Raw genomic sequence first — 21,469 nt, 5'->3', positions numbered from 1 at the left:
CGTGCCGACCGTGGCGCCGGCGAGGCGGCGCCATGACCGGACAGCAGTCGCACACGGTCCCCGTACCGCGGGGCTACCGCGTGGGGCACTGGGAGATACGGGAGCCTCTGGCGTCGGGTGCCTTCGCGACCGTGTACACCGGCAGGGCGACCGGCGAGGCGGATCCGGCCCTGCCCCGCCGGGCCGCGCTGAAGTTCCTGCCGACGGGCACCCGCACCCCACGCCAACTGCGCCATCTGCGCGAACTGGCCAAGCGAGAAGTGGAGTTGCTGGAACGGCTGCGCGCACCGCGCCTGATCCGGATGCACGAGACACTGACCGTGGACGACCCGGACCACCCCGAACTCGACGGCGCCACCGTCCTCGTCCTGGAACACGCCGAGGGCTCCCTGGACGCCGTACTGGAGAACGACCCGACGCCCGAGTCGGGCCCCGTGCTGCTGGCCCAGATCTGCGAGGGCCTGCACCAACTGCACCACGCGGGCTGGGTGCACGGCGATCTGAAGCCCGCCAACGTCCTGTTGATGAAGGACGGTTCGGTACGGCTGGCCGACTTCAATCTGGCTGCCGAACTGGACGGCACACACGCGTACGCGCCCGTCTTCGCCACCCCGGACTACACCCCACCGGAACTGTTCTGGGCCGAGATCGACGAGCGAGGCACGCGGATCCGTCCCTCCGCCGACGTCTGGTCCTTCGGCGTCCTCGCTCACATGGTCCTCACGGGCTCCCACCCCTTGCCGGGCAGCAGCACGGAGGCTCGCGCTGACGCGGCGATGCGCTACGCGCGGGGCGCGGAGGAACTGCGGCTGTCTCCCGAACTGCCCGACGCGTGGCGGGCGATCGTGCGGGACTGTCTGGCCCCGAAGCACCGGGAACGCGTCACGCACGACACGGCCACACTCCTGCGCCGCGTGGAGGAGGCAGCGGGCGTTACCCGCTCGGCCCGCCTGCCGCGCCTGCGACCCCGCTTCTGGCGGCGGCACCCGGTACTGACGTCGGCCCTGGCCACAGTGCTGCTGGCGACGACCGGGACGCTGGGGGCGGGATATCTGTACGTGAACCAGGACGACGGGGTGCCGGCGTACACGGCGCTGCCCACGGAGTCGGCGTCCAGAGGGCCTGACGGCCAACTGGTCTACGGCTACCACCGGTGCCCCGAGGACAGCGTCTGCTTCTTCAGCGAGTACAACGGCAACGGCGACCTGTGCAGTTGGCGCGGCGACGACGCCGACTGGCACTCGGGCGGCGAGACCTGCACATGGGCGGCCAGTGCTCCGGTCCGCTCGATCTTCAACAACGTCGCGGACGAGCGGAAGAACCACGACGTGACCTACTTCCGCGGGGCGGACTTCGAGCCCGCCGGTGCCGACCGCCGTCGTATGGCCCAGCGCAGCGGCTGCTCAACCGTGAACTCCATGGGCAACGTGGCGGGCGAGGCCGCACCGCGGTCGCACCGGCTGGTGGACAGCTGCTCGACCAAGTCGGCGCTGTGGACGATCCTTTCGCTGTTCGGCTGAACCCTCCCGAGGCGGGCCGGCGGGCGCTGCGCAAGGCCGGGGAGGCTTGCCCGGCGGATCGACTGCCGATGACGAGCCCCCGGTCGACGGGTGTCGACCGGGGGCTCGTCACTCGGCCGCGGTCGGCTAGCGGAGCCCGTCCGGCCGGGCGGAGGGGGCTACGGCGGAGAACTTCTTGAACGCGGCCCGTGTCTTGTCCCCGGCGACACCGTCGATCGCGTCGGGGTAGCCGTAGCCCCTCTTCAGCAGGCGCTGCAGCGCCTTCACCGTGTTCTCACCGGGGTCTCCGTCGATCGCGCCGGGGTATCCCCAGTGCACCTTGAGGGCACGCTGGAACGCCTTCCAGCTGTTGGTGCCGAGGTCCCCGTCGATCGTGTCGTTGTAGTTCCAGTACTTCGCCAGCCAGCGCTGGACGTTCTTGGCCTGCGCGTTGGTCAGGCCGAAGTTCTCCGTCGCGAGCGTGGTGACGTCCCCGGAACTCACCGTCGGCTTCGCGGCCGGCTCGGACGCCGCGGCACCGGTACCCGCAGCCGCCAGACTTCCGGCGGCGATACCGACGACGGTGGCGGCGCTGACGAGCGTCCTTGCCAGAATGCGCGATCGCATGCGCTTCCCCCTTGAACTCGTGGGTCTTGGTCTTGACACCGATGAGTTTCGAGGGGCACGCAGGGGGCCGGTACCTGAACAGTTACAGGTTCTCTCATGCGCACATCCCCCGGAGGCTGTCACCACATCGGACCACGGGGGACAAACGTGTCGAGGCGACGGGGACAGCACCAGAGCAGACGTGCACACGCGGCGGCGTGCGTGCTCACGGCCGTCATCGCGGCCGTGGTGACCGGATGCAGCCCTGACGGGGACAGGGGAAGCGCGAGCGGCGCCACAGCCGCGCCACGCCCGACGGAGCTCCGGGACCTCACGTATGCCGAGGAGACACGGTTGTCGGACGCCGAGCAGCGCCTGGTCCAGCGGTGCATGGAGGGCCAGGGGTTCCGTTTCGGGCGGCGCGAGCGGCTCACGGTGGAAGAGGAGCGGCCCGTCGGCTACGTCCAGGACGACGTCGCCTGGGCGCGCGAGCACGGCTACGGCAGCCGGATCCGGGAGAAGGCCGACCGCGCCCGGCGCGAGGACCCGGGCCACCGCTACCGCGCTCGGCTCTCCGCATCCCTGCGCGCCGCGTTCGACACCGCGCTCGACGGCGGCCCCGACGCGCATCCGCTCTCGGTCGACGTCCCGGGCGGCGGAACGATCCGCAAGCGTGCGGGCGGCTGCCTGGCCGAGGCGGAGACGAAGCTGTACGGCGAGCTGCGGACGTGGTTCCGCGTCGACGCGGTCGCCGGAAACCTGCGGCCGCTGTACGTGCCCGATCTGATGAAGGACAAGCGGTTCACCGCAGCCGTGGCGGCCTGGGCCCGATGCATGCGGCAGTCCGGTCACGCCTACGCGGACCCGGCGGCAGCCCGGGAAGACGTACAGCAGCGGGCCGCGTCCCTGTCGCGTGCCGAGGCGTTCCTGTTCGAGACCCGGGTCGCCGTGGCGGACGCCGAGTGCGCTCGCGAGACCTCGCTCAAGGCCACCGGCACGGAACGCGAGAGGTACTACGTCGACCGGCTGCGCGACCGCTTCGGCGCGGACCTCGACAGGTACCGGCGGCTGCGGCTGCGCGCACTCGCCCGCGCCGAGCAGATCACCGGCCCCCGGGCCTGACGCCGGCCGACCGGTCCACCCGCCCGGTCCATTCCAGTCTTCCGCCGCGCAGGCGGCGAAGCCGCATGCCTCACCGGAGGCACGCGGGCGCAGATACACCGGATACACAGGAGGATCTCCATGCGCAGAGCAGTTGCGGCATTCGCCACCCTCGGGTTGGCGATGCTCGGTCTCACCGCCACCACCACCTCGGCCCACGCCGGTGAGACCTGCGACGCCGAGTGGCCGGGCCGGGACGGCATGGTCCGGGCCTGGCAGTTGACCGACTGCGAGGGCATCTACCTCGGCGGGACCGAGAGCTATGACACGGACTGGGGCAACAGCAGCGGGCCGTTCCAGGGTACGGACGAGAACCGTGCGTCCTCGGTCATGAACAGCGGCACTCTCGGCGGCGACGACGTCGTCGCCTTCTACCGGCTGACCGGCTTCCAGTACAAGGGCGGCTACGGCTGTCTGAAGCCGGGCGAGCTCTACGTGGACAACCTGGCCCGCAACACGTTCACGGCCGACACCAACGGGACGCGGCACAACATGGACGACAGGATCTCGTCCCACCAGTGGGTGAAGGCGAGCGACTGCCGCAGCGGGAGCTTCATCAGCTGAGCCGGCCGGCAGGTCCGTCACCCGTGGTCCGTCGGGTACTCACCCGGCGGACCTGGCTGATACCCGACACCTGGGCGGCGCTGCGCAGTCGGACGCAGTGTCGATCCGGCGCGCGGCGCCGCCCGGGTGAGGTGTCCGTCAGTGGAAGAAGTGCCGCGTCCCGGTGAAGTACATCGTGACGCCCGCCTTGCGCGCGGCCTCGACGACCTGTTCGTCACGGACGGAACCGCCAGGCTGGACCACGGCCTTCACGCCGGCCTCGGTGAGGATCTCCAGGCCGTCCGGGAAGGGGAAGAACGCGTCGGACGCGGCGTACGCCCCCTCAGCGCGCTCGGCGCCGGCCCGCTCGACGGCCAGCTTCGCGGAGTCCACGCGGTTGACCTGCCCCATGCCGACACCGACGGAGGCGCCGTCCTTGGCGAGCAGGATCGCGTTGGACTTCACCGCGCGGCAGGCCTTCCATGCGAAGGCCAGCGCGGCCAGCTCGTCGGCGCTCAGCGCCTCGCCGGTCGCCAGCGTCCAGTTGGCCGGGTCGTCGCCCTCGGCCTGGAGGCGGTCGGTGACCTGGAGCAGCGCGCCGCCGTCGATCGGCTTGACCTCGACGGGCGCGGCGGGGCCGTCGGCGCAGCGCAGCACACGGATGTTCTTCTTCTTGGTGAGGGCCTCCAGGGCCCCTTCCTCGTAGCCGGGCGCGACGATGACCTCGGTGAAGATCTCGGCGACCTGCTCCGCCATCTCCTTGCTGACCGGGCGGTTGACCGCGATCACGCCGCCGAACGCCGACAGCGGGTCACAGGCGTGCGCCTTGCGGTGCGCCTCGGCGACGTCCGCGCCGACCGCGATCCCGCAGGGGTTGGCGTGCTTGATGATCGCGACGCACGGCTCGGCGTGGTCGTACGCGGAACGGCGGGCGGCGTCCGTGTCCGTGTAGTTGTTGTACGACATCTCCTTGCCGTGCAGCTGCTCGGCCTGGGCGAGGCCGCCGCCCTCCGGGGAGACGTAGAGCGCGGCCGGCTGGTGCGGGTTCTCGCCGTAGCGCAGGGTGTGCTCGCGCTCCCAGGTGGCGCCCAGGAAGTCGGGGAACTGGCCCGCGGCGGAGCCGCCGTCAGCCGCAGCGTCGACGGGCGCGTAGGAGGAGGCGAACCAGGAGGCGACGGCGACGTCGTAGGCGGCCGTGTGCTGGAAGGCCTCGGCGGCGAGCCGCTTGCGAGTGGTGAGGTCGAAGCCGCCGCTCTGCACGGCCTTCAGCACGTCGGCGTAGCGGGCGGGGCTGGTGACGACCGCGACGGAGGGGTGGTTCTTGGCGGCGGCCCGGACCATCGAAGGACCGCCGATGTCGATCTGCTCGACGCACTCGTCGGGAGTGGCGCCGGAGGCGACGGTCTCGCGGAACGGGTAGAGGTTGACGACGACCAGGTCGAACGGCTCGACGCCCAGCTCGGCGAGCTGCCGCTGGTGGTCCTCCAGGCGCAGGTCGGCGAGGATGCCCGCGTGCACGCGCGGGTGCAGCGTCTTGACGCGGCCGTCCAGGCACTCGGGGAAGCCGGTCAGCTCCTCGACCTTGGTGACGGGGACGCCGACAGCGGCGATCTTCGCGGCCGTGGAGCCGGTGGAGACGAGTTCGACCCCGGCCTCGTGGAGCCCACGCGCGAGCTCCTCGAGCCCGGTCTTGTCGTAGACGCTGACGAGCGCCCGGCGAAGGGGCCGCTTGTTGCTCTCGGCGGTCACTGGATAACTACCTTTCGTCCCTCAATGCGATGGCCGTTGCGGGCGAGCCGCCCCACGACCTCGACGAGCAGCCTTCGCTCGACGTCCTTGATGCGCTCGTGCAGAGCGCTCTCGTCGTCCTCGTCCCGGATCTCCACCACGCCCTGCGCGATGATCGGTCCGGTGTCGACGCCGTCGTCGACGAAGTGGACGGTGCAGCCGGTGACCTTGGCGCCGTACGCGAGCGCGTCCCGCACGCCGTGGGCTCCCGGGAAACTGGGCAGCAGGGCGGGGTGCGTGTTGACGAACCGCCCGCCGAACCGCGCGAGGAACTCCTTGCCGACGATCTTCATGAAGCCGGCGGAGACGACGAGGTCGGGCTCGAAGGCGGCGACGGCCTCGGCGAGGGCGGTGTCCCACTCCTCGCGGCTCCCGTGGTCCTTGACCTTGCGGACGAAGGTCGGCAGACCGGCGCGCTCGGCGCGCGCCAGCCCCTCGATGCCCTCGCGGTCGGCTCCGACGGCCACGATCTCGGCCCCGTAGGCCTGCGCGCCGGTGGCGGCGATCTCGTCGAGGAGCGCCTGCAGATTGGTGCCGGATCCGGAGACCAGCACGACGAGGCGCTTGGCGCGCGGGGCCACGGGCTTGGCGGCCACGGTGGGGGCCTTTCTCGAAGGATGCGTCTGTCCAGGCGGCCGGACCGCGCGTTGACGTTTGTACATTCATACGAATGCTTCGGGCTCCCTGATACGGGGAAGCCTACGAACCGGCCGACCGTCAGCAACGATACCGGCACACCGGACGGCCCCCACGGGACGGGGGCGTGGCCGGAAGGTAGCGTCTGGGCGGAGCCGGTTCGGGAACGCCGTCCGGGCGTGGTGCGTTCAGAAGGGTGACGGAGCCGGTCCCGAGGCCGCACCGGCCTCTGTTCGTCCAAGTCCAGATCCCCGCTCTCCTCCACACCGCCCCACTCACCAACGGGAAGACGCTCACTTGATGCCGGACCGCAGCCTGCGACTCCTCACGTTCCCCCCGCCGTCGGCACAGGGAGGGGAGCGCGGCGCCATGCTGCTGCGGGAGCGCCCCAGCTCACCGCCCGACGCGCCGTCGGACGGCTCAGGCGGGGACGGGCGAGGGCGCGGCTCCCAGGAGGACAACCCCTTCGCCCCGCCGCCCGAGGGCACCCCGGACCGGCCCTGGCAGCCGCGCCGGCCGTCGGGCGACGACTCCCAGGAGGGCGGCGAGGGTGACCGTGCGCCGTGGGGCAGTCAGTGGAGCGACCGGCAGCCCGGCCGCTCCCCCGACGGCTTCGGCGAGGGCCCCCGCGGTGGCCCCGAGGGCCAGGGCGGCGGCCCTCAGGGCGGTCCGAACCTGCGCTGGGACCCGACGGACCCCTCCCAGCGCCGTGCGCGCTATGCCCTGCTGTCGGGCATGTGGGCCTTCTTCTTCGCCCTGTTCAGCTGGCCGTACGTGGCGCTGCTGCTCGGCGCGCTCGCCCTCTACTGGGGCATCAGCGCGCTGCGCGCCAAGCCCCGCAAGTCCGACCCGGACTCCCCGGCCCCCGAGCAGCCGGGCCGCCCCCAGACGACCGCCGCGGTCAGCGGCCTGGTCACGGCGTCCCTGGCGATCGCCCTGGTCGCCGCGTCCTTCACGGCGCAGCTGGTCTACCGCGACTACTACACGTGCACGAGCGACGCCCTCACGAACAAGGCCGAGAAGTCCTGCACGAAGCTCCTGCCGGAGGAGTTGCGAGGGCTGCTGGGGACGGACGGCTGAGGCGGTCCGGCCCTCTTCAGGTGCGGTCGGGGTCGGCGGGCAGGAAGTCGTAGGGCTGGTACCCGGCGTCGTCGTCCTGGTCTTGCAGGCCGTAGAGGGCGTCATGCTCGTAGGCGGCGTAGGGCAGGTCCGGGGTGCGCGGTGTGGTGCTCCCCGGCCCGTCCGACGATGTCCCGTCCGACGACGTCCCGTCCGACGGCGAGGCATCGCGTCCGGTGCCTGGAGCACCCTCGGGATTCCTGTCAGCCCGGGCGGCTCCGGTGTCAGCCCGGGTGGCTCCGGTGTCAGCCCGAGTGCCTCCGGCTCCCCCGGCGATTCCGGCGCTCTTGGCGTTGTTGGCGCCCCAGAGGGCACCGGCACTCCTGGCGACTCCGGTCCCCTCGCCGCCCCGGACGGCTCCGGCCCCCTCGGTGGCTCCGGCGCCCTTGGCGCTCCCCGCACGCCGTGCCCCTCCGGCACTCCCGGTGCCTCCGGCCCCCTCGCCGCCCCAGGCGACGCCGGCATCCTCGGCGCCCCAGGCGATTCCCACTCCCCCGGCTTCCCCCGCGGCTCCCGTGCCCCCGGCGCCCGCGGTGCGTCCGGCCCGTCCGGTGCGTGCGGTGGCCCGGGTCACGGTCCGGGTGGCTCCCCCGCGCCCGAACCAACCGCCGCGGCGGCGCGGCCTCCCGGCCCTGTCGGCGCCCTTGGCCGGCTCCTCGCGCTGTCTGCCGATCACCGATTCCTCCGCGCGGGGTGAGCGGCGGCGCCACAGCCCCACCCCCACCGCCGTCGGGACCGCCACCAGCGTCAGCCAGGACAGGGTCGCCGTGCCCACCTGCCACCACTCCGGGCCGAAACGGGCCAGTACGGCGACTCCGAGCGGGCCGCCCGCCAGGGCGGCGAGGCCCGCGAGTACGGCCGCGCACAGGAGTGCCGCCAGAGCGGCGGCAACGGCACCGCGCCACGGTGACCAGCCGACGTCCCGCCCGCCGCCCGGCTTCGTCCCGCCGTGCTTCCCGGAAGCCGCCCCCTTCGCCACGGTCCGGCCCATCACCACCCCGGCGACCACCGGCACGACCCCGGCCGCCCAGTGCGCCAACGCCCCCTGCCCCGCCTCCGGCACCGCCGCCAGCAGCGGAAACGGCGGCAGGAACGGCGGCGGCGCGGAGGACAACGGGCCGACGGCATGACCGGCGCCCAGAGCGAAACCGGGACCGAGGGCGTACGCGGCACCCCACACCGCCGCGTTCGGCATCAGGGCCACGCACAGCAGCAGCACCGCGCACCGCCCCGACCACCCCTCGGTCAGCCGGAGCAACGACTCCTGGGCCTCCGTACCGTGCGCCACCAGCGACACCACCACCAGCAGCGCACCGCCCCCGAGCAGCACCAGCACCCCGGCCGCCGCGGCCCGGGCGGCGACACCCGGGCGCCCGTCCCGCCCGTACACCAGCGGCCGCAGACCCGTCGGCAGGCCCCGCAGCAGCCGCCGCAGCGGCCCGCCCGGACGGCCGTACGCCGACCACACACCCACCCCCGCCACCACGACGGCGACCAGCGGCACATACACCCCCGTCCACAGCCACGACGGCCGCAGCGCACCACCGGCGGCGAACACCGCGACGGCCAGGGCGACGGCCAGGTAGCCGAGGACCACGCCCGTCCACGCCGTACGGGGGGCGACCAGCGGCGGTCCCTCACCCTCGACGGCCTCCATGCGCTCGAAATCCCTGAGGCCCTTGCCGTCCTCGAGGTCCTCGATGGTCGCGATGGCCTTGAAGCCGCCGGCGACGTCGTCGCCCCCCGCCCCGCCGTCCGTGGCGTCGCGTGCCGCCCGGAGCAACAGCCACACGGGCAGGGCGAGCAGGAGGAGCGGCGGAACACCCAGGGGGCGGGGACGCCGGACAGCGTGTCGACGCGGATCAGCTCGGCTCCGTGGGCCAGCAGCCACAGCGCCGCCGTGACGTGCAGCACGCCGCTGGGCCCGCTGTCGGGGTACGGCGAGGTGATCCACAGCATCATCACCAGCACGGCGCACCACGCGAGCCCCAGGCCCGCCGCCACCGCACCACTCACGAGGGCGTCGCCCAGTCCGGGCGAACGGTCGCGCACCCGGGCGAGCAGGAGAGTCGGCAGACGGCGACGAGCGGTTGCGGTCATCTTGATCACGCCCGTCATGCTCCCAACGACACGCGCTTTCCCGGCGTAACAGGCGAACCACCGTTGTGTCGCTCAATATACGTTTATGTACTTTTCCGTATGGAGGGGCGCCCTGTGACACAGAGCCCTGCCCTCCCCCTCCCCCGCCCAAGGAACGCCGACGCCTGCGCGAGGCCGCCTCGCTGACGCGGGCTCAGCTGGCTTCCCGGGTGGGCGTCACCGGCGAGACGGTGCGCGGATGGGAGACCGGCCGCGCCACGCCACGCGGCCGGAAGGGGGAGAAGTACGCGAGGCTTCTGCACTCACTGGGTGAGGCGCGGGAGGTGACGGAGCCTCACAGGAGCGTCACCACGGCCGACCGGGGCAGGCCCTACGACCGGGGCAGGAGCGGCAGGAGCCGCCCGCCTGCCAGAGACCGGGACCGGGGTCATGCCACCGACCGCGGTCATGTCACCGACCGGGGCCGCTCCCACGTCCCCGACCGCGGCCGTGCCGCTGCCCGCGTCACCCTCGGCGACCGCGGCCGGGCCCCCGACCGTACGAAGACCCCGCACCGGCCGGACGACGCGACCTCCGCGCTCGCCCCCGAACAGGCCTTCGACGCGCTGTACGCCCTCTGCGCCCCCGCGCTCGTCCGGCAGACCTATCTGCTGACCGGGCGCCGCGAGCTGGCCCGGGAGTCCGTCGAGCGGGCGTTTCAGATCGCCTGGCAGCGCTGGCCCGAGGTGGCCCGCGACCGGGACCCGGCGGGCTGGGTGCGCGCGGTGTCGTACGAGTGCGCGCTCTCCCCTTGGCACCGGCTCCGGCCCCGCTACCGGCACCCCGAGCCGCCGCCGCCCGACGCGTTCGACCGCGCGCTGATGGACACCCTGCTGGGGCTCCCGCCGTCGTACCGCCGCACACTGCTGCTGTACGACGGCGTCGGCCTCGGCCTGCCGGAGACGGCGGCGGAGACGGAGGCGAGCACCCGCGCCGCCGTGAATCGGCTGACGCACGCGCGCGAGGCGGTCGCCGAACGGCTGCCGGAGCTGGGGGACCCGGAGGTCCTGCACTGGCGGCTGGTCGAACTCGCCTCCACCGAACGACTGCGGGCCGCCAAGCCGGTGGTGGTGCGGCAGGCCGGGGAACGCCGGGCCCGCCTCTGGACCCGGGCCGCCATCGCCTTCACAGCCCTGCTGATCGGGACCACGGTGCTCACCGTGCGTACGGCCCCGACGCGGTACGAGCCGCCCGTGCCGGCGGGCGAGACCGTCCAGGGCGTGCCGCCACCGGTCGCGCCCGGACCGCTGTCGGAGTCGGAGCGGGACCTGCGGTCCAAGTTGCGCGAGGAGCAGCAGAAGGGGCCGGACCGGCTGATGCCGCAGCCGCGGTGAGCAGACTTGGGAAACGGCGGTGGGCCCGCCCCCCTGAGGGGAGCGGGCCCACCTGTGAGCCGTGAGGCGCTGCTCAGCCGGCGAGGATGGCGCGGGCCAGCTTCGCGGTCTCGGTCGGCGTCTTGCCGACCTTGACGCCGGCGGCCTCGAGGGCCTCCTTCTTCGCGGCGGCCGTGCCGGAGGAACCGGAGACGATGGCGCCGGCGTGGCCCATGGTCTTGCCCTCGGGCGCGGTGAAGCCCGCGACGTAGCCGACGACCGGCTTCTTCACGTTCTCCTTGATGAAGGCCGCGGCCCGCTCCTCGGCGTCGCCGCCGATCTCACCGATCATCACGATCAGGTCGGTGTCGGGGTCGGCCTCGAACGCGGCGAGCGCGTCGATGTGCGTCGTGCCGATGACCGGGTCGCCACCGATGCCGACGGCCGAGGAGAAGCCGATGTCACGCAGCTCGTACATCATCTGGTACGTCAGCGTGCCGGACTTCGAGACCAGGCCGATGCGTCCCGGCTTCGTGATGTCGCCCGGGATGATGCCGGCGTTCGACTGGCCCGGGGTGATGAGGCCGGGGCAGTTCGGGCCGATGATGCGGGTCTTGTTGCCCTGGGACACGGCGTAGGCGTAGAACGCGGCCGAGTCGTGGACGGCGATGCCCTCGGTGATGACGACCGCGAGCGGGATCTCGGCGTCGATGGCCTCGACGACGGCGGCCTTGGCGAAGGCCGGCGGGACGAAGAGGACGGACACGTCGGCGCCCGTCTTCTCGATCGCCTCGGCGACCGTGCCGAAGACCGGGATGTCGTTGCCGTCGATGTCGACCGACGTGCCCGCCTTACGCGGGTTCACGCCACCGACGATGTTCGTGCCGTCGGCCAGCATGAGCTTGGTGTGCTTCATGCCCGTGGCACCGGTCATGCCCTGGACGATGACCTTGCTGTCCTTGTTGAGGAAGATAGCCATGGCTGTTTAGTCCCTCGTCCCTTACTTCGCAGCCGCGAGCTCGGCGGCCTTGTCGGCCGCTCCGTCCATGGTGTCCACGCGCTGCACCAGCGGGTGGTTGGCGTCGGAGAGGATCTTGCGGCCGAGCTCCGCGTTGTTGCCGTCCAGACGGACGACCAGGGGCTTGTTGACTTCCTCGCCCTTGTCCTTGAGCAGCTGCAGCGCCTGGACGATGCCGTTGGCGACCTCGTCGCAGGCGGTGATGCCACCGAAGACGTTGACGAAGACGGACTTGACGTCCGGGTCGCCGAGGATGATCTCCAGGCCGTTCGCCATGACGGCGGCGGAGGCGCCACCACCGATGTCGAGGAAGTTGGCGGGCTTCACGCCACCGTGCGCCTCACCGGCGTACGCGACGACGTCCAGGGTGCTCATCACGAGACCCGCGCCGTTGCCGATGATTCCGACCTCGCCGTCGAGCTTGACGTAGTTGAGGTTCTTCTCCTTGGCGGCGGCCTCGAGCGGGTTGGCCGCGTCCTTGTCCTGGAGGGCCTCGTGCTCCGGCTGACGGAACTCGGCGTTCTCGTCGAGGGAGACCTTGCCGTCCAGGGCGATGACGTCACCGGAGGCGACCTTGGCCAGCGGGTTGACCTCGACCAGGAGGGCGTCCTCCTCGAGGAAGGTCTTCCACAGGGTGACGAGGATGTTCGCGACCTTGTCGGCGACCTCGGCCGGGAAGTTCGCGGCCTCGACGATCTGGCGCGCGACCTCGGGGGTCACACCTACGTTGGCGTCGATCGGCGTCTTGGCGACGGCCTCGGGGCGGGTCTCCGCCACCTCCTCGATCTCCATGCCGCCCTCGACGGACGCGATGGAGAGGAAGGTGCGGTTGGCACGGTCCAGGAGGAAGGAGACGTAGTACTCCTCCAGAATCTCCGGAGCCGTCTCGGCGATCATCACCTTGTGGACCGTGTGGCCCTTGATGTCCATGCCGAGGATGTTGGTCGCGTGCTCGACCGCCTCGTCGGTGGTCGCCGCCAGCTTGACGCCGCCGGCCTTGCCACGGCCGCCGACCTTCACCTGGGCCTTGACGACGGACTTGCCACCGAGGCGCTCGGTGGCTGCGCGGGCCGCCTCAGGCGTGTCGATGACTTCACCGGCCAGCACCGGTACATCGTGCTTGGCGAAGAGGTCCCTCGCCTGGTACTCGAACAGGTCCACGCGCTTCCGTCCCTATCAGTGATCTCGCGGTTCGTTGTCTGCGTGGGCGTGCCGCGAGGGCAACGTGACGTCCGCCGTCTGTCAGTCACAAGGGAGGCGCACACGGTGTCCGAGCGCGCGGCATGTCCGTCTCGCAGGTTATCGCTGCTTGCAGGAGGCCCCTAAATCGAGGGTCACACCTGAGCGGTGATACCTGTCACATGATGCCGCGCTCTCTGGCACAGCGTGCCTGGGGTGAGGGGCCTCACCGGGCCGGGGTAAACCCGGTGAGGCCCGCCGAACACCCCCGCAGGAGCACAAACGCCCAGTTCAGGGCCCTGCTCTCCAGGGGGCGGGTCGGTCGGTCCCCACCCCAATGGGGGCCGGCCGACCTCAATCCACGAGGTTTCGGCCTCGGACCGCCGACGGCTTCGACCGTCCGGGCGTGAGGGCTCGCGGAGTCTTGGGAACGGGAGAGGGAGACGCGCCCCGCGCGACGGGTCCGTACGGCGGAGGAGCGCTGGCCTGCCTCTGCTAGCCGGGAAAGACGGGAATGTCCCGGTGACCGTCCCGGGTAGCCGCCGCGCAGGCGCGGGCAGCGACCCCGCGCACGAGGCTCAGCGGAGCCCGGCCGTCCGGCGTGACGGCATGCGCGTCGCCGTGACGCGGTGTGCCGTTGTCCGCCGTGTAACGGTTGCAGAGCGTGCCGTCCGGACGCCCTCCGGGCACGTGACCGACCGGGACGGCGCCGCTCACGGAGGGGCCGGTGTGGGCTGCGCGTCTGACGTGGTGCGCGTGGTCGTGGGCCGCGCGGTGGGTGTACGGGGCTCGGTAGTGGTCACCGTGGGCCTCGGGGGACGCGTCCCCGGTCGTGGCCGGGGAGGCACCCGGGGAGGCAGGGGTACCGGCCGGCTGGGGGTCGGCCGTGACTGGACCAGGCCCGGGTGCAGGTGCGGGTGCGGGCACGGGCACGGGGTGGCTCGGGAACGCCGGGTAGCCGGGGAGCCCGGGCGAAGCGGGAGCTCCCGGAAGCGCGACATCGCCGTCGGGTGGAGCGGGCGGGCCCGGCAGCCCGGACAGATCTGGCAGCCCGGGCAGATCTGGCATCGCCGGCGGGTCGGGCAGGCCCGGCAGCGTCGGCAGGCCGGGGACGGACGGCGCCTTCGGCGTCACCGGCATCGCCGGCGGGTCGGGCAGGCCCGGCAGCGTCGGCAGGCCGGGGACGGACGGCGGCTTGGGCGTCACGGTGAGCGCCGGTGCCTTCGGCGGATCGGGCAGTGTCGACCGATCCGGCAGGTCCGGCAGGTCCGGCGCACCCGACATGTCCGGCACACCTGACAGGTCCAACGCACCCGACAGGTCCGGCAGGGACGACCGATCCGGCCGACCCGCCGGCGAAGGAGCCTTCGGAGGCGCCGGCAGCTTCGCCGGCGCCTTCATCAGCTCCCCGCCGACCGACTCCCTCGCGTCATCGGACACTCGTACGGCCCGCTCGCCCACGGCCCGTTCGAGCTGAGCACTGCCCGCTCCGGACACGGGAGGTTCGCCCCTCTGCCCGCTGACCGCCCGCCCGGCCGTGCTGTCCGCCGACACCCGCACCCCGTCAGCCGCATACGCCCGCTCGCCGCACAGGAGACCGAGGACGAGCACCCCGCCCACCAGCAGCGCCACTTGGAGCGCACGCCGCCCGGCCGCTGCGCGCAGTACGCGCACAACGGCACCGGACAGGGCTGCTGACGAGGTCAAGTGGGGGAGCTTCCTCCCGTGCGACGGAGCAAGTGCGGAACGCATCACGCGTCACGGGCAACGAGTCGACACAACGCGGTACTGCCCGGAGCGGCACGACACTCTGCCGAGCAGGCGCCGATCCTCGCACGGGAGTGCGGAGGTCGCGCAAGCCCCTCTTCACCGATGGCCAGTCATATCCGTTTTGCCGGACCGAATCGGATGACAACGCGTCGACAAATCGTCACACCGCATCCGGTATCGGCAGCGGCCGCTTCTCGATCGCCGCCGCCATCACCTCCGGGAACAGATCGGGAGTGCAGGCGAACGCCGGTGCCCCCAGCGCGGCGAGCGCGGCCGCGTGCTCCCGGTCGTACGCCGGTGCCCCCTCGTCCGAGAGCGCCAGCAGCGTCACGAACTGCACCCCCGACGCCTTCATCGCCGAGACCCGCTTGAGCATCTCGTTCCGGATGCCCCCTTCGTAGAGGTCGCTGATCAGCACGACCACCGTCTCGGCGGGCCGGGAGATCTGCGACTGGCAGTACGCGAGCGCCCGGTTGATGTCCGTACCGCCCCCCAGTTGCGTGCCGAAGAGCACGTCCACCGGGTCGTCGAGCTGATCGGTGAGGTCGACGACCGCAGTGTCGAAGACGACGAGTCGCGTGGAGATCGTCCGCATCGAGGCGAGCACCGCTCCGAACACCGACGCGTACACAACCGATGCCGCCATGGATCCCGACTGGTCGATACAGAGGATGACCTCCTTCTTGGTGGACTGGGACGCCCGCCCGAACCCGATGAGCCGCTCCGGCACGATCGTTCGGTACTCGGGCAGGTAGTGCTTGAGGTTGGCCGCGATCGTGCGGTTCCAGTCGATGTCGTGGTGGCGGGGCCGGTTGATGCGGGCGCTGCGGTCGAGGGCGCCGGTGAGGGTGGCCCGGGTACGGGTGGCGAGCCGCTTCTCCAGGTCCTCGACGACCTTGCGCACAACCGCCCGTGCCGTCTCCTTCGTCGTCTCCGGCATGGCCTTGTTGAGCGACAGCAGCGTGCCGACGAGATGCACGTCGGCCTCCACCGCCTCCAGCATCTCCGGCTCCAGCAGCAGCGTGGCGAGACCGAGCCGGTCGATGGCGTCGCGCTGCATGACCTGCACGACGGAGGACGGGAAGTACGTCCGGATGTCCCCGAGCCAGCGCGCCACGGACGGCGCCGACGCCCCGAGCCCCGCCGAACGGTCCCGGCCTCCCTGCGGCTTCTCCCCCTTGCCGTAGAGCGCGGTGAGCGCCCCGTCCATCGCCGCGTCCTGCCCCGACAGCGCACAGCCGGTGCCGTCCGCCGCGTCGCCCCCGAGCACCAGCCGCCACCGCCGCAACCGCTCCTGCGCCGGGTCCGTCGCCTCGGCCGTCATCCGCGTCCTCCCCCGCGAAGCCGTTCCCACAGCGGGATCACCGGCACGGTCGTCGTCGGCCGGCCTTCCGCCCAGGGCCCGTTGCCGATGGTGTGCGCCGCTTCCGTCCTCGGAGTCGGCTCCCTCAGTTCGTCGGCTGTCATACCGTCACCCCCGCCAGGTCGTTACCGGTCTTCTCTTCCACGTCGTCCAGCCCGAGCAGCAGCCGCACGACCGGCAGCACGGCATCCGCGCGCGCCGTGTCGAGCTCGGCCTCGAAGCCGGGTATGCCGGAGCCGGCCGCTGCCGCACCGCCGCCCCCTGCCCCGGGCCCGCGCCGGACCAGTTCGCCGAGGGTCCGGCGCACCCCGGGCTCGTACGCAGAGAACGTCCGCCGCAGCAGGGGCAGCACGTCCGTGAAGGCCTCCGCCGGCACGCCGGTCAGCCACGCGTCGACCAGCCCGAGCAGCCGCTCGTCGTGCACCAGGAGCATCCCGCCGCCGGAGCCTCCTCCGACGAAGCCCTCGATCCACGCGGCCGCGTCCGCCGGCGGTGTTCCCGGTGACAGGACGAGCCCCATGAGCAGCGCCGCCTCGTCCTGCGCCAGCTCCCCGTCGTCGAGCAGGAGCCGTACGGCCCGCCCCCGGATCACCCCGGGCACGGTGTCCCGCCCGCACAGCACGCGCAGCACCGACTGCCAACGGCCTCTCAGATCGCCGTGTCCCGTGGCGGGTGCGTCGCCCAGGAGCCCCACGGCCCCGTGCACCGCGTCCACATGGCGCCGCATCTCCTCGGCGGCGTCCGCGTCGAGCGCGGCGCAGGCCGGGGGCAGACCGACGAAGACCCGCTCGGCGAGGCCCGCGGCGACCTCCCCCAGGGCCCCGGTGTCCGTGCCGCGCACATCGCCGTAGCGCAGGGAGCGGACCAGGGCCGGCAGCGCCTGGGCGAGATGGCCGACGTCCGTGTCGAGGGCCGCACGGTCGGCGAGGATCCGCATCACCGTGGGCAGGGCGTCGGGCAGTTCGGCCAGCAGGCAGCGCTCGGCGAGCGCGGTGACATCGGCGAGGCCCCGCGCGGAGACCCCGTCCGTCTCGGCCTTCGCGGTCGCGGCGGACAGTACGGTCGTCCCCCATACGCCGGCCTCGGCGACCCGCACCGACAGCTCGGGCTCCCAGCGCAGCCGCCAGGTCTCCCGAAAGGTGCCCGTACTGCCCCGCGAGGCGGCCGGTTCGCCCCAGGCGACTCCGAGCAACCGCAGCCGGTGCAGCAGCCTGCTGCGGCCGGCGTCGGTCTCCTTGCGCAGATCGAGCTCCAACTCCCGCTCCAGCGCCTCCGGCTTCAGCCGCAATCGGCGCTGGAGCCGGGCGAGGTCCCGCTGCAACGGAACCGCCGGCGCCGTCGGCGGCACCTCCCCCAGTACGTCCCCCACGACCAGCCGGTCGTGCACCAGCGCCAGCGGTACGTCCGAGCCCTCGCACATCACCGCCCGCACCGCGTCGGTCGTCTCGCTCAGGCCGGGCAGGGGACGGCCGCGCATCGCCGCGAGCGTCTCGGCCAGCCGCACCGCCTCGATGACATGCGCGGAGGAGACCATCCGGTCCTCGGCGCGCAGCAGCCCGGCCACCTTGGTCAGCCACCGCTCGACCGGCCGGTCCGGTGCGCTGAACAGATGCCCGTACCAGCCCGGCGACTCGATGCCGGCCCCGTAGCCGCTGATCCGGGACAGCCTGCGGTGGGTCCACGGCACCCAGGTCATGTCCGTCTTGACCTTGGGCAGCCCCTTCAGCAGCGCCCTGTCGGCGGCGACGGTCGTCCTCTGCCGCAGGGCGGGCACGTGCCAGGCCCCGCAGACGACGGCCACGCCGTTCTCGAACTCCCGCTGCGCGGCCCGCACCTGGAGCCGCATACAGGCCTCCCGCACCAGGTCCCGGTCGTGCCCACCGACGCCGTAGGTCTCCCGAAGCGCCCCCATCGCCTCCTCGAGCACGGTGAACGGCGCGAGCGCGTCCCCCTTCCCCACGCCCCGGTGCTCCACGACGTCCTCCCACCACCGCTCGGGATCGTCGTAGCCGGCGGTCTCGGCGAGTACGCCGAGCGGATCGATCCGCAGATCGGCGGGGCCGGGGCCGGTGCCGGGGGCCGATTCACCGGCGCTGTCGCCCTCGCCACCTCCGTCTTCGTCTCCGGCCGCATCTGCGCCCGCGTCTGCGTCGGTGCCCATCGCGTCTTCCTGCCGCCCCCAGGCCAGCGTGTGCGTGGCCGGCAGGTCGATGAAGCGGGCCGGGACGTCGTGTGCCAGGGCCCAGCGGATGGCGACCCACTCCGGGGAGAACTCGGCCATCGGCCAGAACGACGAGCGGCCGGGTTCGTCCACGGCATGGGCGAGCAGGGCGACCGGAGGCCGCATCTCCTCGTCGGCGACGAGCGGGATCAGAGCGTCGGCCTCGGGCGGCCCCTCGATCAGCACGACCCTCGGCCGGGCCTGCTCCAGCGCCGCCCGCACCGCCCGGGCCGACCCCGGCCCGTGATGCCGCACCCCGAGCAGCAGCGGCCCGGCCCCGGCCACCCGGCCCTCAGCCTTCTCCACGCCTGCCACGCCGTTCCCCTCCCTTCCACGCGCACCTCTGACGGCCCCGCCCCGTACCGCTCACACGCTCACCTCGCGGCAGGCCCGGTAGAAGTCCTTCCAGTCGTCGCGCTCGCGGACGACGGTCTCCAGGTACTCCTGCCAGATGACGCGGTCGGCCGCGGGGTCGCGGACCACCGCGCCGAGGATGCCCGCGGCGACGTCGCCGGGCCGCAGCACGCCGTCGCCGAAGTGGGCCGCCAGGGCGAGCCCGTTGGTGACGACGGAGATCGCCTCGGCCGTGGACAGCGTGCCGCTGGGCGACTTCAGCTTCGTCCGGCCGTCGGCCGTGACCCCGTCGCGCAGCTCCCGGAAGACCGTGACGACCCGGCGGATCTCGTCGAGGCCTTCGGGCGCGGCCGGCAGGTCGAGGGAGCGGCCGATCTGGTCGACGCGGCGCGAGACGATGTCGACCTCGGCGTCGGGGCTCTCCGGCAAGGGCAGCACCACCGTGTTGAAGCGGCGGCGCAGGGCGCTGGACAGGTCGTTGACCCCGCGGTCGCGGTCGTTGGCCGTGGCGATGAGGTTGAAGCCCCGGACCGCCTGCACCTCCTGTCCCAGTTCCGGTATCGGCAGCGTCTTCTCCGACAGGATCGTGATGAGCGTGTCCTGCACATCGGCGGGAATACGTGTCAGTTCCTCGACACGGGCGGTCATGCCGTCGGACATCGCCCGCATGACCGGGCTGGGCACGAGGGCGTCGCGGCTGGGACCGTGGGCGAGCAACCGCGCGTAGTTCCAGCCGTACCGGATGGCCTCCTCCGGTGTGCCGGCGGTGCCCTGCACCAGCAGCGTGGAATCGCCACTGACCGCCGCGGCCAGGTGCTCGGACACCCAGGTCTTCGCCGTGCCGGGCACGCCGAGCAGGAGCAGAGCGCGGTCGGTGGCGAGCGTGGTGACCGCGACCTCGACGATGCGGCGCGGGCCCACGTACTTCGGCGTGATCAGCGTGCCGTCCGGCAGTGTGCCGCCGAGCAGGTAGGTCGCGACGGCCCACGGCGACAGCTTCCAGCGGGCGGGGCGCGGGCGGTCGTCCTGCGCGGCGAGTGCGGCGAGTTCGCCGGCGAAAGCGTCCTCGGCGTGCGGCCGCAGCGCCTCGGCGCCGTCGGTCTGCGACGTCGGTTCAACGGACACAGGCATGGCTGAGTCCCCCTCCAGCTCGGCCGGTTCGGATCTGGTGACCACGTTGCACCACACCACTGACAATGCGTTCTGACCTGCGGAAATACCTCGCCGGAGGCGCTCGCGGACCCGATTGTCAGTGGTGGGATCTACCTTCGTTGGCATGACTCAGCAGGGGGTGCGCTGGACGGCGGACCAGGTGCTGGCACTGGCGCCTGACACCACGTCACGCAAAGCGGGAAGCAAACTCGGCGCGGCGGGGCCGTGGTCCGAGGCGGGGAGTTCCGAAGAGGGGACGGTGTGGGGGCTGTGCAAGGGCAGCGGAAGCAAGCCGTATCAGACGATCGTGGACATCGCGGACGCCTCGGGGCCCGCGTACAAGTGCAGTTGCCCGAGCCGCAAGTTCCCGTGCAAGCACGCTCTCGGGCTGCTGCTGCTCTGGGCGGGCGGCGACGGAGCGGTGCCGTCGGGGCAGGCACCGGAGTGGGCCGGGCAGTGGATAGCGGGGCGGCGCAAGCGCGCGGAGGAGAAGGGCTCGGGAGAGAGCCCGGCTTCGCCGTCCGGGTCCGCTGATCCGGAGGCGGCGCGGCGCCGGGCGGAGCGGCGGGCCGAGCGGGTCACGGCGGGTGCGGTGGAGCTGGAGCAGCGCCTGGCGGACTTGTTGCGCGGCGGCCTGGCGACAGCGGAGCAGTCCGGTTACGGCCTCTGGGAGGAGACGGCGGCCCGCATGGTCGACGCCCAGGCACAGGGCCTCGCCGCGCGGGTCCGCGAGCTGGGGGCGATCCCGTCCACCGGTCCGGGCTGGCCGGTGCGGCTGCTGGAGGAGTGCGCGCTGCTGCATCTCCTCGGCCAGGGCTGGCTGCGCCGCGAGCGGCTGCCGGACGGCCTCGCCGCCACGGTCCGTTCCCGGATCGGCCTGCCGGCCTCCGCGGAGGGCCCGCCGGTGCGGGACCGCTGGCTGGTGCTCGCCCAGTACGACACGACGGACCCACGCCTGACGACCCGCCGGATCTGGCTGCACGGCGCCGACTCGCACCGCACCGTGCTGCTCCTCTCCTACGGCGCCGCCGGCCGCGCCCCGGAGCTGGCGCTGCCGGTGGGTCTGACCCTGGATGCCGAGATGCCCGTCTACCCGGGCGCGGGGCAGCTGCGGGTTGCCCTGGGCGAGCAGTTCGCACCGTCCACGCCCACGGACACACGTCCGCCGGGGATGACGACGTCGCAGGCGGCGGCCCGCTACGGCGACGCCCTGCGCGACGACCCGTGGCTGGAATCCGTCCCGGTGACGCTGGACCGGGTCGTCCCCACCCCGGACGGCGGCTCCTGGCAGTTGGCGGACGCCGACGAGGACGCGGCGCTGCCGCTCACACCCGTCGCGCGTTCCCGGCCCGGCCTGTGGCGGCTCGTCGCCCTGTCGGGCGGTGCCCCGGTCAGGGTCTTCGGCGAATGCGGCCACCAGGGCTTCACCCCGCTGACGGCCTGGCCCGCGGGGCCGGGCGACGCGGTGACCCTGTGCTGAACCGACGGCGGCGGACCGGCCGTCCCGATACGCCCCACCCTTCCCATGAATCAGCCCAATCAACGCATCTTTCAGGCATCACGGGACAACCGATGAGAGTGAGACTTCAACCACTCACGGGCGCCCCA

The 21,469-nt window shown here is 72.7% G+C and carries 16 protein-coding genes; 6 read left to right on the top strand and 10 right to left on the bottom strand.

Annotated features, from left to right (window positions below):
• The first annotated feature begins 32 nt into the window (after positions 1-32).
• Positions 33-1,520 (top strand): protein kinase domain-containing protein, encoded by a 1,488-nt coding sequence (locus ACQEV8_RS27375; RefSeq protein WP_432965224.1) that lies wholly within the window; start codon positions 33-35, stop codon positions 1,518-1,520.
• Between the two features lie 126 nt (positions 1,521-1,646).
• Here the strand turns inward: ACQEV8_RS27375 and ACQEV8_RS27370 are convergent, their stop codons facing one another.
• Positions 1,647-2,126, bottom strand: a complete 480-nt coding sequence (locus ACQEV8_RS27370; RefSeq protein WP_432965221.1) for a peptidoglycan-binding domain-containing protein — start codon at positions 2,124-2,126, stop codon at positions 1,647-1,649.
• A 333-nt stretch (positions 2,127-2,459) separates the two neighbouring features.
• Between ACQEV8_RS27370 and ACQEV8_RS27365 the strand changes: the two genes are divergently transcribed.
• Together ACQEV8_RS27365 and ACQEV8_RS27360 are read left to right on the top strand one after the other, a co-directional pair.
• Positions 2,460-3,227 (top strand): hypothetical protein, encoded by a 768-nt coding sequence (locus tag ACQEV8_RS27365; protein ID WP_432965218.1) that lies wholly within the window; start codon positions 2,460-2,462, stop codon positions 3,225-3,227.
• A 120-nt stretch (positions 3,228-3,347) separates the two neighbouring features.
• Positions 3,348-3,830: a hypothetical protein gene (locus tag ACQEV8_RS27360; protein ID WP_432965215.1), complete on the top strand. Its 483-nt coding sequence runs from the start codon at positions 3,348-3,350 to the stop codon at positions 3,828-3,830.
• Between the two features lie 138 nt (positions 3,831-3,968).
• Here ACQEV8_RS27360 and purH read toward each other — a convergent pair whose 3' ends face one another.
• Together purH and purN are read right to left on the bottom strand one after the other, a co-directional pair.
• On the bottom strand, positions 3,969-5,558 hold the full coding sequence (gene purH, locus ACQEV8_RS27355) for a bifunctional phosphoribosylaminoimidazolecarboxamide formyltransferase/IMP cyclohydrolase (RefSeq protein WP_432965212.1): 1,590 nt from the start codon (positions 5,556-5,558) through the stop codon (positions 3,969-3,971).
• The gene (gene purN / locus ACQEV8_RS27350) at positions 5,555-6,193 is read right to left on the bottom strand and encodes a phosphoribosylglycinamide formyltransferase (protein ID WP_184591279.1); all 639 of its coding nucleotides are present in this window, start codon (positions 6,191-6,193) and stop codon (positions 5,555-5,557) included. The genes purH and purN overlap by 4 nt, the downstream gene beginning before the upstream one ends.
• A gap of 340 nt (positions 6,194-6,533) precedes the next feature.
• Between purN and ACQEV8_RS27345 the strand changes: the two genes are divergently transcribed.
• Positions 6,534-7,313 carry a hypothetical protein gene (locus ACQEV8_RS27345; protein ID WP_432965209.1) on the top strand — a complete coding sequence of 260 codons (780 nt, stop codon included), beginning with the start codon at positions 6,534-6,536 and terminating at the stop codon, positions 7,311-7,313.
• 16 nt (positions 7,314-7,329) lie between these two features.
• Here the strand turns inward: ACQEV8_RS27345 and ACQEV8_RS27340 are convergent, their stop codons facing one another.
• Positions 7,330-9,243 (bottom strand): cell division protein PerM, encoded by a 1,914-nt coding sequence (locus ACQEV8_RS27340; protein ID WP_432965206.1) that lies wholly within the window; start codon positions 9,241-9,243, stop codon positions 7,330-7,332.
• Positions 9,244-9,517: 274 nt separating this feature from the next.
• On the opposite strand from ACQEV8_RS27340, the gene ACQEV8_RS27335 reads away from it, so the two are divergent.
• Entirely contained in the window at positions 9,518-10,825 is a 1,308-nt protein-coding gene (locus ACQEV8_RS27335; RefSeq protein ID WP_432965203.1) for a helix-turn-helix domain-containing protein, read from the top strand.
• Between the two features lie 73 nt (positions 10,826-10,898).
• Here ACQEV8_RS27335 and sucD read toward each other — a convergent pair whose 3' ends face one another.
• The 6 genes from sucD to ACQEV8_RS27305 all read right to left on the bottom strand — a co-directional run bounded on the left by sucD (position 10,899) and on the right by ACQEV8_RS27305 (position 19,840).
• Complete coding sequence (gene sucD / locus ACQEV8_RS27330) at positions 10,899-11,783, bottom strand: succinate--CoA ligase subunit alpha (RefSeq protein WP_382596227.1); 885 nt, start codon at positions 11,781-11,783, stop codon at positions 10,899-10,901.
• A 21-nt stretch (positions 11,784-11,804) separates the two neighbouring features.
• Positions 11,805-12,983, bottom strand: a complete 1,179-nt coding sequence (gene sucC, locus ACQEV8_RS27325; RefSeq protein WP_432965199.1) for an ADP-forming succinate--CoA ligase subunit beta — start codon at positions 12,981-12,983, stop codon at positions 11,805-11,807.
• Between the two features lie 513 nt (positions 12,984-13,496).
• Positions 13,497-14,708: a hypothetical protein gene (locus tag ACQEV8_RS27320; protein WP_432965196.1), complete on the bottom strand. Its 1,212-nt coding sequence runs from the start codon at positions 14,706-14,708 to the stop codon at positions 13,497-13,499.
• 223 nt (positions 14,709-14,931) lie between these two features.
• Complete coding sequence (locus ACQEV8_RS27315; RefSeq protein WP_432965193.1) at positions 14,932-16,095, bottom strand: VWA domain-containing protein; 1,164 nt, start codon at positions 16,093-16,095, stop codon at positions 14,932-14,934.
• 139 nt (positions 16,096-16,234) lie between these two features.
• A complete protein-coding gene (locus tag ACQEV8_RS27310) occupies positions 16,235-18,670 on the bottom strand; it encodes a DUF5682 family protein (RefSeq protein ID WP_432965190.1) in 2,436 nt (811 codons plus the stop codon).
• A gap of 51 nt (positions 18,671-18,721) precedes the next feature.
• Complete coding sequence (locus ACQEV8_RS27305) at positions 18,722-19,840, bottom strand: ATP-binding protein (protein ID WP_432965187.1); 1,119 nt, start codon at positions 19,838-19,840, stop codon at positions 18,722-18,724.
• 145 nt (positions 19,841-19,985) lie between these two features.
• Here ACQEV8_RS27305 and ACQEV8_RS27300 point away from each other — a divergent pair, with 145 nt between their 5' ends.
• The gene (locus ACQEV8_RS27300) at positions 19,986-21,341 is read left to right on the top strand and encodes an SWIM zinc finger family protein (RefSeq protein WP_432965184.1); all 1,356 of its coding nucleotides are present in this window, start codon (positions 19,986-19,988) and stop codon (positions 21,339-21,341) included.
• Positions 21,342-21,469: the final 128 nt, after the last annotated feature.

This window comes from Streptomyces sp. CA-179760 (assembly GCF_050937045.1).
Lineage (GTDB): Bacteria > Actinomycetota > Actinomycetes > Streptomycetales > Streptomycetaceae > Streptomyces.
The sequence above is the reverse complement of the archived record's forward strand: the minus strand, read 5'-3'. Positions and strand labels throughout refer to the sequence as shown.

Coding starts and splice junctions, on each gene's coding strand:
- ACQEV8_RS27375 (WP_432965224.1), top strand. CDS start 33: ATGACCGGACAGCAGTCGCACACGGTCCCCGTACCGCGGGGCTACCGC.
- ACQEV8_RS27370 (WP_432965221.1), bottom strand. CDS start 2,126: ATGCGATCGCGCATTCTGGCAAGGACGCTCGTCAGCGCCGCCACCGTC.
- ACQEV8_RS27360 (WP_432965215.1), top strand. CDS start 3,348: ATGCGCAGAGCAGTTGCGGCATTCGCCACCCTCGGGTTGGCGATGCTC.
- ACQEV8_RS27345 (WP_432965209.1), top strand. CDS start 6,534: ATGCCGGACCGCAGCCTGCGACTCCTCACGTTCCCCCCGCCGTCGGCA.
- sucD (WP_382596227.1), bottom strand. CDS start 11,783: ATGGCTATCTTCCTCAACAAGGACAGCAAGGTCATCGTCCAGGGCATG.
- ACQEV8_RS27315 (WP_432965193.1), bottom strand. CDS start 16,095: ATGACGGCCGAGGCGACGGACCCGGCGCAGGAGCGGTTGCGGCGGTGG.
- ACQEV8_RS27305 (WP_432965187.1), bottom strand. CDS start 19,840: ATGCCTGTGTCCGTTGAACCGACGTCGCAGACCGACGGCGCCGAGGCG.
- ACQEV8_RS27300 (WP_432965184.1), top strand. CDS start 19,986: ATGACTCAGCAGGGGGTGCGCTGGACGGCGGACCAGGTGCTGGCACTG.